We start from the raw sequence: 13,404 nt of genomic DNA, 5'->3' as shown, positions 1-13,404 counted from the left end.
AGGCTCTGTGCAAGGGCCAGCCTACTGATACTTGGTCTATGGCGCATCTGTGAACGTTTGGCGGCACGCTGTGCTCTAAAACATGCATACATTCCCTATTGCATGTAACCAAGGAGCTGGGCCATGGCAATCCCGCGCTTGCACGCTCGCGTTTCCCTCGCCGTACTCGTCGCTTGTGTTCCGGTAGTCAGTCAGGCTGACCTGTATTCCCTGAAAATCGAAAACGATGTGATTGCTACCGGCAGTGATGGGCACTACACCAACGGCTTCGAACTGATGCGCTCGTTCGAACCCGATGCCGATCACTGGTCGCGCCAGTTTGCCGATGTGCTGCCGGGCTGGCGTGCCGCCGAGGTGGACAACGTCGCTTACCGGCTGGGGCATCAGATCTACACACCAAACGATATCGAGCGGGCTGAACTGATCGAGGACGACCGTCCCTATGCCGGGCTGCTGTTCGCCGGGATGTCGATCTTTTCTGGTCATCAGTATGAAGACTGGCGCAGTGCAAGCGGTTTGCATCTGGACGTGGGAATCGTCGGGCCTGCCGCCGGCGGCAAGAAGATCCAGCGCCGGGTCCATGAAGTCACCGACAGCGATGAGCCCAAGGGCTGGGACAACCAGCTGCGTAACGAGCCCTTCGTCAATCTGGCCTACCAGCACCGTTGGTGGTTGCAGCAACGCTTTGCCGGACTGGAATTCGAGTACGGGCCGAGCGCGGGCTTCTCGTTGGGCAATTTGTATACCTACGGCTCTGCCGGGCTGGGGCTGCGCATCGGCCAGGGCCTGGCGCGTAGTTTCAGCATCCCGGCAGTGGCGCCAGCGCAGAGCGGCAGCATGTTCTTCACGCGCGGTGGCGGGTTCGCCTGGAACATCTTCGCTAACGTCGAAGGCCGATACATGGCGCAGAACATGTTGCTCGAAGGCAACACCTTCAAGAGCAGCCATTCGGTAGACAGTCGAGAGTGGGTGGGTGACGCCAAGGCCGGTATCGCATTGACCTGGAACAGCTGGCAGCTGGCGTTCGCCAGCGTCTGGCGAACTCGGGAATTTCATGGTCAGGACGAGCATGATCAGTTCGGTTCACTGACGGTTTCGGCCTGGTTCTGACGACAGCCATGCGGGGTGCTGATCAGCACCCCGCGAGTTCTTCGCTTACTTCTTTACCCAGGTACCGTTGAGCTGGATGATCTGGCCGGGTGGTGTTTTCTCGATGGCTTTCTTCCCGGCGATCGCTTCGACATCGCTGACGTTGATGCCATTTTTCTGCGCCAGACGATGGTATTCGGCGCGCCGGGCCTGATTGATCTGGCTGGCGATCTCCTCGGCCTGGCCATCGCTTTGCACCACACCGAGATAGCCGTCGGGTCTTTCGCCGAGCTGGCCGCTGGCCTTGGCCTGACCGAGCGCGGCCATGGCTTCGTTGAGCGACATGGCAGCGGCAGGCAGGGCCAGGCACAGCGCCATGAGCAGGGTTCCGAGCTTCAGGTAGGTTTTCATAAGGCTCCTCAGAACAATCCGCTGTCTTCGTTGATGATCGAGTCGAGCTGCTTGTCCACCTTGATGTAGATCTCGTGTTCGATCTTCACGTTGAGGTTGATGTTGATCGGCTCGTTGGGCACGGCCAGTTCCACTCGGGGAGTGCAGGCGCTGGCCAGCAGAGCCAGCGTCAGAACGCTGATGGGGTGGCACAACCGCATGACGGTCTTCTCCTGGTCGGGGGTGTCGCTACAGTGCCTCATCTGAGGCGTTCCTGCACGCGTCGTTGAATGGTTTCGCTGACCCGATCGGACAACTGCAGACTGGTTAGCAGAGCCGGAATGTCCTCTTCGAGATTAATCGAGAAGTTGATCGGGCGGCCACCTTCCAAGGCCGGGTTTCGCCCGTGCAGCTTGAGGCCCAGGTTGAGTGTGCCATCGGTGGCATAGCGCACATCGCTGGCGAGCAGATCGTAATGGAAGTCATCCAGTGCCTCGGTCACTAGCCGCATAGCCGGGTTGGACTGACCCAGCGCCTGAATCTTCGCCGAACGAAACTGCAAGGCGCCCCCCGGCTCGCGCGCCTTTAGCGAGCCCTGTTCGATGCTTATGCCTGCCGGGCTGCGCCGCAGCTGCAATTCGCCGTCGATTATACCCGTGCCGGACAGTCCCTCGGTGGGATAGGCCTCGAGTAACAGCGGTAGCTGCAGGCCACGCAGATGGACGCTCAGCTGTTGCGTGTCATCAGCTAGGTCAAGTTTGCCCGGGTCCAGCCAGAGGCGCCCGCCGAGCAGTTGCAGCTCGGCTGTTGTCCAGGCGAGCCGGCCCCGGTCGAGGTGATCCATATTGCCGGCATATTCACCCTTGAACCGCAGCGGACCGAAGGTGAAGCCGGGATTGGCTTCCTGCAGCGTCAGTTCGGTTATGTCCAGGTGCAACTGATCTCGCCGCAGCGCGACCGATAGTGTCGTGTCCAGCCCCCGCAGCTCGGTGCGGTCATAGATGCCGCCGAGTCCTTTGGCACTGAGCGTCGCCTTTGCCTCGAGAGGGCCATCGCCCGGTAGGTCGAACTGTCCCTGGCCCTGCAGTCTTCCGGTGTTCAGCTCCAGCACCTGTGGCCAATCGGCAAGTGTGGCGGCCAAGGGATTGCCTGCGCGCAGGAAGAGTTCGGGAAGGCTCAGGTTCAATCGGGTCGTCTTGCGGGACCAGTTACGGTCGAGCGTCAGCGGCAGGATGAGTCCGGCGTCGTTACTCAGCGGCCCCTCAAGCAAGAGCCGTTCGCGTCCGGCATCGACTCGGCCGCTCCAGCGCCAGCCTTGTGGTCGCAGCGACGGCTGCCTGAGTTCGGCAATGGTCATCGCGACTTGGCCTTCGGTCGATAGGGTCTGTAACTCGCGATTTGAGAACTTCGTTTCAATATCGAGGCCGGATAAGTTCAGTTGTACTCTGTTCGCCACCAGATCCGTGCCGCTGGTGAAGCGCATCAGGGCAATTTGCGAACCCTTGTCGAACCGAACGGAAGCGGTTTCTGCGGAGGCGTGGCCATGCAGTCGCAGGTCGGCCTCGAGACCTTTCAAGCTCATCTCAGGCAAAGAGAGTTCGGCGCTTTGCACGCGAACTCGGGTCTGTTCGAACGATAGCCCGTAGGGCGCGGCGATCCCGAGCACGAGTTGGCTGCGGAGCGTGAGCGACGTGGGGCCGCTGACGGCTAGCTGCGCCTGCAAAGGCAGCGCCGCAGCCGGTTGGTTGGCCGCGGCGGGCGTGATTTGCAGGCTGACCGCATCGGGTCTCAGCTCTGCCGGGAGTTCGGCGACCAGCGCTGCCGCCGGTCGCAGCAGCAGATCGGTGGTCAGTTCGGTGGGGATCCAGGTGCCACGGTCGGCTTTGGCGGTGACGTCGAGCTGTCCTTGCACCTGACCGATGCCCACGACCGGCCAGGGCGCGGGCAAATTGGCGGACAGGCGAAACTCGCCGTCCAGAGCTTGCCAGCTACCGGTCAGGTCCTCTGTATCGACCTGCAGCGCCCAGCCGGCGCCGATACGCATCTGCTCAGGCAACTCGGGCAGAGCCGGCGGCTCATAGGCCAACCAGTCGCCGAGCCAGTCCATCAGCCATGGTGCTTCCGGCAGCTCGCTCATGGCCAGTGTGCCGCGCCACAGTGTCGTGTCGGCAGATGCCGCCAGCTGGTTCTGCATGGTCAGGCGCTGCTGGCCGTCCAGCACCAGCTGCAGATTCACATGAGTTTCCTGGGCTTGTTCGTAGGCGTTCAGTAGCAATGCCAGCCGGTGCGCCTCGCGCCGAAGTTGAAGGTTCAGCGTGACCGGCAACACCGCGTCCTCCGCTTGCCGCCAGCTCATTTCACCTTGTCCTCGGCAGGTGCCGCTTTCGCAAGGAAGGGTCAGGTTGAACGAGCTGATATGTCCAAAGCGCGGCACCCAGGTCGCCCAGCGTTCAAGTTGCTGCCGATCAGGGACGGCCAGCGGGGCATCGGCGGTTTGAGCGCCGGGTGTCGGCTGCCATTGGGCTTCGAGGTGCTTGATGCTCAGCGAGCGAAACGGAAGCGGTCGCCACCAGCTTTCCACGCCGAGCCGGAGGGAATCGACCTGCACCGAGAGCCGTTCGTCGCCTGCAGGCTGTCGAATCAAGACAATTTGTCGCACCTCAAGCTGATCATTCGATAAGTGAACACCGCTGATGTTCAGCGTGACGATGCCCAACTCGCGCTTGAGTTGCTGCCAGCGCAAGCCGCCATAGACACCGATGCCCAGGATGATCAGAAGCAACCCTACCACCGCTAGAAGCAGGACTTTCCGCCGTTTCGACATGACCTTTCCCGTTGTGATCGATGCATCAGCATAAGCCGGCGGCTGCACCTAGGCGATGTGCCCTGTATTGGTGCGGCCGACGACCGGTCATGCCGCCGAAAGTTCCTTGCTCATAGCCACCTGGCTGCTCAAAACCGCTTGGAACGGGCACTTCATGCTTGGCGTGCCAAACTTGTGCACATTCGTCGGGGGGCCTTGTCAAGCGCTTATGACGAACTGTCGCAAACCACGCCAGGGCATAGATCGATAATAACTTGCTGATAAATAAGGATATTTTTCATTGGTGAAAAAAGCGCCAGTTTAACCGCAGGCCGCTAACCATAGGCCCTAGCGAAATTTGTAACCTGTTTGTCCACCGAGTTATCCACAGCTTCTGTGGATTAATTTTTTGTGTGATCCGGTTCTCTGTTTAAGTTTTTTTTCAAGTCTTTAACTCTCTGAAAAAAAAGAGTAGAGTGCGCGCCCTTGTCCCCCCGAAGCTTTCGGTGACCATGAGAACGCGTCCTCTCGCATCGACTACGGTCGATAGCACTTCAACTTCTCCGCGCCTGCCGTTGCGCATGGCGCTGTGGCTGCTCGACAGCCACCGTCTAGGACAGACCAAAAGTGTCAAACGAATCGCAGGCCGGATGCTCAAGCAGCCGGCGCTCGAAGGTGTGGTCGAAGCGCAGAGTCGCCTCGGACGGCTGCTTTGCACGGACTGCGACAGCCAGCGTGATCGGCGCATTGGTTTCGAGCTGCTACGGCAGGCCGCTCGCGCGGGCGATTGCCAGGCACAACTGGAGCTAGGGCAGCTGTACTGCCAGCCTCAATATCGCGAGCCGGGTAAGGCCAGGCATTGGCTGGAGCAAGCCGCTGCGCAAGGATCTGCCGAAGCCTCGCGGGTTCTTAAGCGGTTCCTCGCCAAGCGTTAGAACTTCCTTCCAGCGGGTTGCATGGCCTGCGGGCTATTCGGCAAGGAAGCCCGCGCGGCCTGGACAAAGCGTTCGGCCTGACCGGCACATCTCGGCTGGCTATACTGCCGGGCAATTCAGCCGGAGCCCTTCATGCCTCTCGATCCCACCTATCTGCTCGCCGGCCTTGGTTCCCTTTGTATGCTGCTGGCCGCTCTCGCCATGTTTCTGCAGCATCGTCTCTCCCAGCGCCAGGCCGAGCTTGCCTTGCTCGACGAGCGCCTCACTCAGGCCACCATGGCGCAGGAGGGCTTGAGTGCGCAGCTCGAGGCCGGTCGCCTTGCCCATGCCGACCTCAGTGAGTCTCGCGCGGCGCTGCAGGCCGAGCTGGCAGCCTTGCGCCGCGAAGCCGAGTGGCTCCAGGCGCAGCGTCTGGAAACGCGCGATGCGCTCAACGACCTGGAAGCCGAGCGTGATGCGCAGCAGTCCGAGCTACGCGCGCTGAGCGCCGCGCATGCAGCGGTTACCGCTGAGCTCAATGAACAGCAGAAGACCCACGAGCAGCGCCTGGAAGACCTGCAGGGCGCCCGGGACGAGCTGCGCGCGCAGTTCGCCGAGTTGGCTGGAAAGATCTTCGAAGAGCGCGAACTACGCTTTGCCGAGGCCAGCCATGAACGCCTCGGACAGCTGCTCGATCCGCTGAAGGAGCGCATCCAGTCGTTCGAAAAGCGCGTCGAGGAAAGCTACCAGAATGAGGCGCGTGAGCGCTTTTCGCTGGCCAAAGAGCTGGAGCGGCTGCAGCAGCTCAACCAGCGGCTGGGCGACGAGGCGACCAACCTGACCCGCGCCCTGCAAGGGCAGAAGACCCAGGGCAACTGGGGCGAGCTTATCCTCGAGCGGGTACTTGAACATGCCGGGTTGGAGAAAGGGCGCGAATACCACACGCAGGTCAGCCTGAGGAGTGCCGACGGCGAACGGTTCCAACCTGATGTGCTGATCCAGCTACCGGGCAACAAGCAGGTGGTGGTGGACGCCAAGGTCAGTCTCACGGCCTATCAGGCGTTGACTTGCGCCGAAGACGAAGGCAGCCGCGCACTGGCACTGAAACAGCATGTGCTGTCCCTGCGCAATCATCTGAAGGGCTTGTCGCTGAAGGACTATCAGCGTCTCGAGGGGCTGCAGAGTCTGGACTTCGTGCTGCTCTTCGTGCCGATCGAGGCGGCGTTCGCCGCAGCGTTGCAGGGCGATCCCGACTTGTTCCAAGAGGCGTATAGCAAACACATCGTGATCGTCAGCCCAACCACCTTGCTCGCCACGCTGCGGGTGATTGACAGCCTCTGGCGGCAGGAGCGACAGAGCCAGAATGCCCGAGAGATCGCCGAGCGCGCCGGTGCGCTCTACGACAAATTCGCCGCGTTCATCCAGGATCTGGACGAGATCGGCAATCGTCTGCAGCAGTTGGATAAGGCCTATATTGGCGCACGTAACAAGCTCACCGACGGACGCGGCAATCTGGTGGGGCGCGCCGAGCAGCTGAAACTGCTGGGCGCCCGTGCCAGCAAGCGATTGCCGGCCGATTGGCTGGAGCGCGCCGGGGCCGAAACGCCGCTGGAAGAAGCCGAGGATTGAGCGTCGCGCTACCTCATGCCAGCCACAGTACCGCGAGCCCGGCGACTAGGCCGCCAAGCATGAACGGCAGCGTCAGCACCGCCATCGCACGACCACCGATGAACAGAATCAGCCCGGCCTTGACCAAGCTATTGCTCAGCGCGGCAAGAAAAATGCCGCGGACCGCGACCATTTCGCTCAGGTCGGTCCGGGCGCTGTTCGAGAGCGACAGCGTGATGGCGTCTACGTCAGTCAGTCCTGAGAGCAGTGCGACCAGATAGATGCCGGTATCACCCAGCAATCGCCGTGCGCCTTCGACTAGAAACAGAATGATCACCAGCAGGCCGGCAAAGCGCAGGGCTGGGCCCAGCTCGAAGGGGTTCTTCAAGGGTGGTTCGGCACCGCTCGGAGGTTGTTGCCCGGCGCGCAGGTAATAGAACAGCGCTCCGGCCGTGTAGATCAACCCGGCGGTCAACATCGGGGCCAGCAGCGACGGCAGCAGCGCTCGGTTGATCAAGCCGACTTCCAGCAGCACCCGCGGAAACATCAATGCCGAAGTCGCAAGCAGGCCCGCGGCCAACGCCGGCCGCAGCTTTTCGGTGTTCAAGCGGGCAAGGGTAATGGTCATGGCGGTGGAGGAGACAATACCGCCGAGCAGCGCGGTGACCATCAATCCGTGACGGGTGCCCAGCACACGTATGGCGACATAGGCGGCGAAGCCGATGCCGGCGATCAGTACCACCATCCACCAGGTGGTATAGGGGTTGAACGCCTGCCAGGGACCGTAACCCTGACTCGGCAGCACCGGCAACAACACCACCGAAATGAACAGCAGCTTCAGTGCGCCGCTCAGTTCGGCCTCGCTTAGCTTGCGCAACGCGCCGTGCAGTCGCGCTTTCAGGCTCAGCAACAGTGCCACCACAACGGCAACGGAAGCGGCCAGCAATCGCATTTCAGCGACGGCGAGACTGCCGAGCAGGAAGGTGAGCAACAGCGCCACTTCGGTGGTCATGCCATGGTCGGCATAAGTGCGGGACTCGATCACATAGCCAGCGATGGTCAGCAGGGCGAGCGCGACGAACGTCGCGATCCATGCGGCTGCGCCGAAATGGATGGCGCTTAGCGTCGCCAGGCCGCCGAACAGTCCGGCGAGGCCGAAGGTGCGAATGCCGGCCAGCTCCTGCCCGGCATTATCGCGCCCGCTCCAGCTGCGCTCCGTACCGATCAGCAGGCCAACGCTCAGTGCGGTGGCCAGGTTCAGCAACAGTTCAAGGGTCATGTGCGGGATATGCCGGCAGCTTCGGACGGTTTCAGTCTAGCCGTCGCGCTTGGCGCAGACTTGCCCTGGCGCAAGTCTGCTTCAGTGCAGCGGCACGTGACGGCTCATCAGCGCGCGCAAAGCCGCTGGTTTGACCGGCTTGGCAAGGAAATCCAATCCCGTTGCGTGGATGGCGGCGATCAGTTCGGGGCGCCCGTCGGCACTGATGACGACACCCGGTACCGGCTCGCCGAGACGGGTGCGCAGCCAGGCCATCAGGTCGGAACCGGTTTCGCCATGATCCAGGTGATAGTCGACCAGCACCAGTTGCGGTCGTACATTCCTCCCGCAACAACGCCTCGCATTCGGCCCGGTTGCTGGCAGTCCAGACCTGGCAACCCCAACGCGACAGCAGGCTGTGCATGCCGACCAGAATGCTGTCTTCGTTATCGATGCACAGCACCTGAATGCCGGTTAGTGCGGTTTGTTGCGCTTCGCCGTTGCCATTGGTCTTGACCTGCCGAACGACATTGCTGGCGATTGGGACCGTCACGCTGAACACGCTGCCCTTGCCAGGCCATGAGCGTACCGACAACGGGTGATCGAGGACCTGGCAGAAGCCGTCGGCAATCGCCAGACCCAGGCCCAGGCCTTTTTCGGCACGGGTCTGGTGGCTGTCCAGACGTTTGAATTCCTCGAAGATCACCTGAAGCTTGTCTTTGGCGATACCCGGGCCGCGGTCCCATACCTCGAGCCGCAAGGAAGAGCCCTGACGGCGTACGCCCAACACCACGCGGCCTTTGGCGTAGCGGAAGGCATTGGTCAGGAAGTTCTGCAGCACTCGGCGCAACAGGCGGATGTCGCTATCGACCCGCAGCCGGCTGCCATGCACCTTGAAAACGACGCCTTGCTCGGCGGCCAGCACGGTGAACTCAGCGCTCAGCGTGTCGAACAGGGTGGCCAGCGGGAAAGGATTGCGATCGGGCGTGATGCGACCGTTCTCCAGGCGGGAAATGTCCAGCAAGTCGGATATCAGATCCTCAGCCGAGCGTAGCGAGCCGTCCAGGTGGTGCACGAGATCCCGGGCCTCAGCTGGCAACGCCTCATGCTGATGGGAGAGGGCGGCAGAGAACAGCCGCGCGGCATTCAGCGGTTGCATCAGGTCGTGGCTGACTGCTGCGAGAAAGCGCGTCTTCGACTGGTTGGCGGCCTCGGCGGTGCTCTTGGCTTGGGTCAGTGCCTTGTTCAATTCCGACAGTTCCTGGGTGCGCTCGGCGACGCGCTGCTCCAGGCTTTCGTTAGCGTCTTTGAGCGCCCGTTCCGCCTCGCGATAGGCAGTGATATCGCTGAAGCTCATGACAAAGCCGCCGCCCGGCATCGGGTTGCCGATCAGTTCGACCACTCTGCCGTTGGGGAACATGCGTTCGGAGGTGTGCGCACGGCCCTGGCGCATCCAGTACAGCCGCTTGGCCACGTGGGTATCCGCGTCGCCGGGACCACAAAGGCCTCGCTCGGCGTTGTAGCGGATGATGTCGGCGATGGGCCGACCGATGTACACGAGCCCGTCCGGGTAGTCGAAGATCTCCAGATAGCGGTGATTCCAGGCGACCAGCCGCAGCGACTGGTCGACCACGCTGATGCCCTGGGTGATGTTCTCGATAGCCCCCTGCAGCAACGCCCGGTTGAATTGCAGCACCTCGGAGGCCTCGCCGACGATGCGCACCACGTCATCGACCTGCATGTCCCGGCCTTCCAGCGCGGCCTTGACCACGGCCCGGGTCGAGGACGCGCCCAGGACACCGGCCAGCAGCCGTTCGGTGTGCGCAATCCATTGACCGTCGGCCTGCTGCTTGGGCGAATAATCATGACCATGACGCCGGGCGAAGCGCTGGAAGCTGAGCTCCGCCCGCTCTGCGCCAACGAAGCGTGAGGCGAGAGAAAGCAGGTCCTCGACCTGCACCGCGAGCAGCCGGCGGGCGTTCGGCGTGGCGTGGATTTCCTGGCCGATGAAACGACTGGCTTGCCAATGCTCGGCCACGCGAGTCTGCGACAGGATCGACACCCAGAAGAACAGTGTCGCGTTGCTCACCAGCGACAGCATCACGCCGAGCGTCAACGCGCTGGTATCGAACGGCAGCTCGGTGGTGTACATCCACTGCAGGCCGGGGAACATCTCCAGTGGCCAGCCCAGCAGCGGCAAAATCAGCGTGTACACCCAGACCAGCGCGCCGGCGGCGAGGCCAGCGAACACGCCGCGCCGGTTGGCCTGCTTCCAGTACAGCGCACCGACCATGGCCGGTGCCAGCTGAGTCAGCGCGGCGAAGGCGATCTGGCCGATGGTTGCCAGGCTGGCGCTGGACCCGAGCAATCGGTAGCTCACATAGGCCAGCAAGAGAATGGCGACAATGCTGATGCGGCGCACCGACAGCATCCAGTGGCGGAATACCTCGAAGGGTTGTTCGGCCTCCTTGCGACGCAGCAACCAGGGCAGCAGCATGTCGTTGGACACCATGGTCGACAGCGCCACGCTGGCGACGATGACCATGCCGGTTGCCGCCGAGGCGCCGCCGATGAACGCCAGCATTGCCAGCGCCGGATGCGCTTCGGCCAGCGGCAGGCTGATCACGAACGAGTCGGAACTGACGCCCGCCGGTAGCTGCATCTGCCCGGCCAGGGCGATCGGAATGACGAAGATGGCGGCGAGAACCAGGTACAACGGAAATACCCAGCGCGCCAGACGGAAATCGCGTGGCTCGATGTTCTCCACCACAGTCACGTGGAACTGGCGCGGGAGGCAGACGATCGCCATCAGCGCGACGGTCGTCTGCACCAGCATCGACGGCCAGTTCACGGTTTCTTCCCAGTACCCAACCAGCTCAGACGAGTCGTAAGCCTGATTGAACAGGTCGCCGAAGCCGTTATACAGACCGAAGGTGACGAAGGCGCCGACCGCGATGAAGGCAAACAGCTTGACCAGCGATTCGAAGGCGATCGCCAGCACCATGCCGCGGTGATGCTCGGTGACGTCCAGATTGCGCGTACCGAACAGCACGGTGAACAGCGCCAGCACCACCGAGACGATCAGCGCGGTGTCCTGCGCACCGGAACCGGCTGCCGCCTCTCCGTGGTTACCGATTAGCAGGTTCACGCCAAGCACGATGCCCTTGAGCTGCAGTGCGATATAGGGCAGTACGCCAACCAGGCAGATCAGCGTGATCACTACCGCCAGCAGCTGCGACTTGCCATAGCGCGCGGCGATGAAGTCGGCGATGGAGGTAATGTTCTCCTGCTTGCTGATCATGATCATCTTCTGAATCACATGAGGCGCCAGCAGCATCAGCAGGATCGGGCCGAGATAGATAGGCAAGAAGGACCAGAGCTGCTCGGCGGCCTGGCCGACGGCGCCAAAGAAGGTCCAGCTTGTGCAGTAGACCGCCAGCGATAGGCTATAGACCCAGGCGCGCATACGCGGGGACATCGGTGCGCTGTTGCGATCGCCGTAGAAAGCGATGGCAAACAGCACGGCCATATAAGCGAAGGCGACCAGCGCGATCAGCCCACCGGACAACGACATGCGAACTCCAGACAACAAATGAAGAGCGGACCCCAGCCCGAGCCGATATGGCGGTCGATTGCGCGCTATGCCGACCAGGGCCAGCGATGCAATGCGACTGTTCAGACCGAGATGCCGCTCGGTCGGCCGTTCAAGCTCGGCAGGTTCTGGGATAGCCGGAAGACTGCCGCTTATTGATAAATGAATTTGCAAAGTTTCGCAGTAAAAGAGGCCAGCGTGTTGCGGCTGCGACCATGGTCGCATGAGATGAATGGCCACAGGCGGATCGGCGAGAGCGCCCGGGCTAGACGATCCGCTGGCTGGTCTGGCCACTCGCGAAATCGCTGCCGTATTCTGCCGCCAGTCGGGCGTCACGTTACCAGGCTTGCCTCGGGTCGGCGGTGTCGTACAGATGGCCTTGGTTTCCGGGCACTTCCTACCTGTGTTGCGATCACAACAGCGCCCCTTCCGCCCATGTAATCAGGAGATCTTTTGATGTTCACGCCGCGCCCGGTCACATTGCAGCGGGGAGCCCTGCGTCTGGACCCGCTAGCAGAAACCGATATCACGGCCCTGGTGGAGCTTGCCGAGCATAACCGCGACGAGCTGGTCTACCTCAACGGCCCGCTGCGCCCGGACTGGTATCGTTTCGCGCTCAGCGAACAGCGCGAGGGTCGGGCGGTGGTGTTCACCTTGCGCATGGGAGATCGCATCGTCGGTACCACCCGCTTCGCCGATTTCAATCCATCGCTGCCGGCCAGTGAACTCGGCTGGACCTGGCTGGACAGGACCGAGCACGGCAGCGGTCTGAATACTGCGATCAAGTACCTGTTGCTCAGACACGCCTTCGAGGAGTGGCAGCTGGTGCGCCTGCAGTTGAAAACGGCTGCCAGCAACCTGCGCTCCCAGCGTGCCATCGAAAAACTCGGCGCCCAGCGAGAAGGGCTGCTGCGCAACCATCGTCGCCTCGCTGATGGAAGGCTGGACGACACTGTCCTGTTCAGCATTACCGACCGTGAATGGCCCGCCGTCAAAGCACTGCTAGAATCGCGCGCCAACGGCTGATCCGTTGCGACCGGCCAGGGCACAAGCGAGGCGGGATCTGCTCGCGAGAGCACCGCTGCTGCACCCGTCGCCCTCGACACCAACATAGGATAATGTCTGTCGTCCCATGGACGGTTCGACCGCGGTCATCAGTCCGTATTCGCCCCTATGTTCCGACCGTACTGGCGGCGCGTAGCCCATCATCGTTTGCGGTGCACACCTAAGGAGCCATGATGTCCCGCTTGCAAGAGTTCTTGCATGGTTGTCGCGATATTCTCCCGCTGATCGTCGGCGCGATTCCGTTTGGCATCATCTTCGGCACGCTCTCCATTGGGGCCGGCCTTTCGACCTGGCAGACCATTGGCATGTCGGCGCTGGTCTTCGCCGGTTCTGCACAGTTCATCGCCATTACTCTGATTACCGGTGGGGTCGGCGCCGCCGTCGTGTTGCTCACGACCTTCGTCGTCAACCTGCGCCATGCGCTCTACAGCGCGGCGCTGCAGCCGTTCGTGCGTCATCTGTCGAGCCGCTGGCGAGTGCCCTTGGCCTTTTGGCTGACCGATGAGGCATTCGCTGTCATCCAGCATCGCTACGCCCGCGACGATGCCTCGCCGTACAAGCATTGGTTCTTCTTCGGGGCGGCGCTGACGATGTACCTGAGCTGGCAACTGGCAACCCTGGCGGGTATTGCGTTTGGCCAGGCGGTACCGAACATCGCCAGCTGGGGCCTGGATTTCGCCATGAT

General features: G+C 62.1%; 9 protein-coding genes and 1 pseudogene. 5 read left to right on the top strand and 5 right to left on the bottom strand.

The window, feature by feature from the left end; genetic code table 11:
• Positions 1-123: 123 nt before the first annotated feature.
• Entirely contained in the window at positions 124-1,110 is a 987-nt protein-coding gene (locus DQ405_RS19450; protein ID WP_168425713.1) for a lipid A deacylase LpxR family protein, read from the top strand.
• A gap of 45 nt (positions 1,111-1,155) precedes the next feature.
• On the opposite strand, the gene DQ405_RS19445 is transcribed toward DQ405_RS19450, so the two are convergent.
• Genes DQ405_RS19445 through DQ405_RS19435 form a run of 3 tightly spaced genes read right to left on the bottom strand, consistent with a single transcriptional unit; the run spans position 1,156 to position 4,303 of the window.
• Positions 1,156-1,500, bottom strand: a complete 345-nt coding sequence (locus DQ405_RS19445) for a YdbL family protein (protein ID WP_168425712.1) — start codon at positions 1,498-1,500, stop codon at positions 1,156-1,158.
• Positions 1,501-1,508: 8 nt separating this feature from the next.
• Positions 1,509-1,700 (bottom strand): YnbE family lipoprotein, encoded by a 192-nt coding sequence (locus DQ405_RS19440; RefSeq protein ID WP_168425755.1) that lies wholly within the window; start codon positions 1,698-1,700, stop codon positions 1,509-1,511.
• 38 nt (positions 1,701-1,738) lie between these two features.
• Entirely contained in the window at positions 1,739-4,303 is a 2,565-nt protein-coding gene (locus DQ405_RS19435) for a YdbH domain-containing protein (protein WP_168425711.1), read from the bottom strand.
• A gap of 560 nt (positions 4,304-4,863) precedes the next feature.
• Here DQ405_RS19435 and DQ405_RS19430 point away from each other — a divergent pair.
• Positions 4,864-5,217: a tetratricopeptide repeat protein gene (locus DQ405_RS19430; RefSeq protein WP_168425754.1), complete on the top strand. Its 354-nt coding sequence runs from the start codon at positions 4,864-4,866 to the stop codon at positions 5,215-5,217.
• A gap of 132 nt (positions 5,218-5,349) precedes the next feature.
• Positions 5,350-6,825 carry a DNA recombination protein RmuC gene (gene rmuC / locus DQ405_RS19425; RefSeq protein WP_168425710.1) on the top strand — a complete coding sequence of 492 codons (1,476 nt, stop codon included), beginning with the start codon at positions 5,350-5,352 and terminating at the stop codon, positions 6,823-6,825.
• Positions 6,826-6,838: 13 nt separating this feature from the next.
• Here the strand turns inward: rmuC and DQ405_RS19420 are convergent, their stop codons facing one another.
• Together DQ405_RS19420 and DQ405_RS19415 are read right to left on the bottom strand one after the other, a co-directional pair.
• Positions 6,839-8,083 (bottom strand): MgtC/SapB family protein, encoded by a 1,245-nt coding sequence (locus DQ405_RS19420; RefSeq protein WP_168425709.1) that lies wholly within the window; start codon positions 8,081-8,083, stop codon positions 6,839-6,841.
• An 81-nt stretch (positions 8,084-8,164) separates the two neighbouring features.
• Positions 8,165-11,636, bottom strand: a pseudogene (locus DQ405_RS19415) (hybrid sensor histidine kinase/response regulator).
• Between the two features lie 474 nt (positions 11,637-12,110).
• Between DQ405_RS19415 and DQ405_RS19410 the strand changes: the two are divergent.
• Both DQ405_RS19410 and DQ405_RS19405 read left to right on the top strand, forming a co-directional pair.
• Positions 12,111-12,680: a GNAT family N-acetyltransferase gene (locus DQ405_RS19410; protein ID WP_168425708.1), complete on the top strand. Its 570-nt coding sequence runs from the start codon at positions 12,111-12,113 to the stop codon at positions 12,678-12,680.
• Between the two features lie 212 nt (positions 12,681-12,892).
• On the top strand, positions 12,893-13,404 hold a 512-nt coding region (locus DQ405_RS19405; protein ID WP_168425707.1), incomplete at its 3' end, for an AzlC family ABC transporter permease.

The organism is Pseudomonas sp. SST3, from assembly GCF_003325755.1.
This window is presented reverse-complemented; position numbering and strand designations above follow the sequence as displayed.

Excerpts from the sequence above, each read along its gene's own strand:
- DQ405_RS19435 (WP_168425711.1), bottom strand. The coding sequence starts at position 4,303 with ATGTCGAAACGGCGGAAAGTCCTGCTTCTAGCGGTGGTAGGGTTGCTT.
- DQ405_RS19450 (WP_168425713.1), top strand. The coding sequence starts at position 124 with ATGGCAATCCCGCGCTTGCACGCTCGCGTTTCCCTCGCCGTACTCGTC.
- DQ405_RS19440 (WP_168425755.1), bottom strand. The coding sequence starts at position 1,700 with ATGCGGTTGTGCCACCCCATCAGCGTTCTGACGCTGGCTCTGCTGGCC.
- DQ405_RS19445 (WP_168425712.1), bottom strand. The coding sequence starts at position 1,500 with ATGAAAACCTACCTGAAGCTCGGAACCCTGCTCATGGCGCTGTGCCTG.
- DQ405_RS19420 (WP_168425709.1), bottom strand. The coding sequence starts at position 8,083 with ATGACCCTTGAACTGTTGCTGAACCTGGCCACCGCACTGAGCGTTGGC.
- rmuC (WP_168425710.1), top strand. The coding sequence starts at position 5,350 with ATGCCTCTCGATCCCACCTATCTGCTCGCCGGCCTTGGTTCCCTTTGT.
- DQ405_RS19430 (WP_168425754.1), top strand. The coding sequence starts at position 4,864 with ATGGCGCTGTGGCTGCTCGACAGCCACCGTCTAGGACAGACCAAAAGT.
- DQ405_RS19410 (WP_168425708.1), top strand. The coding sequence starts at position 12,111 with ATGTTCACGCCGCGCCCGGTCACATTGCAGCGGGGAGCCCTGCGTCTG.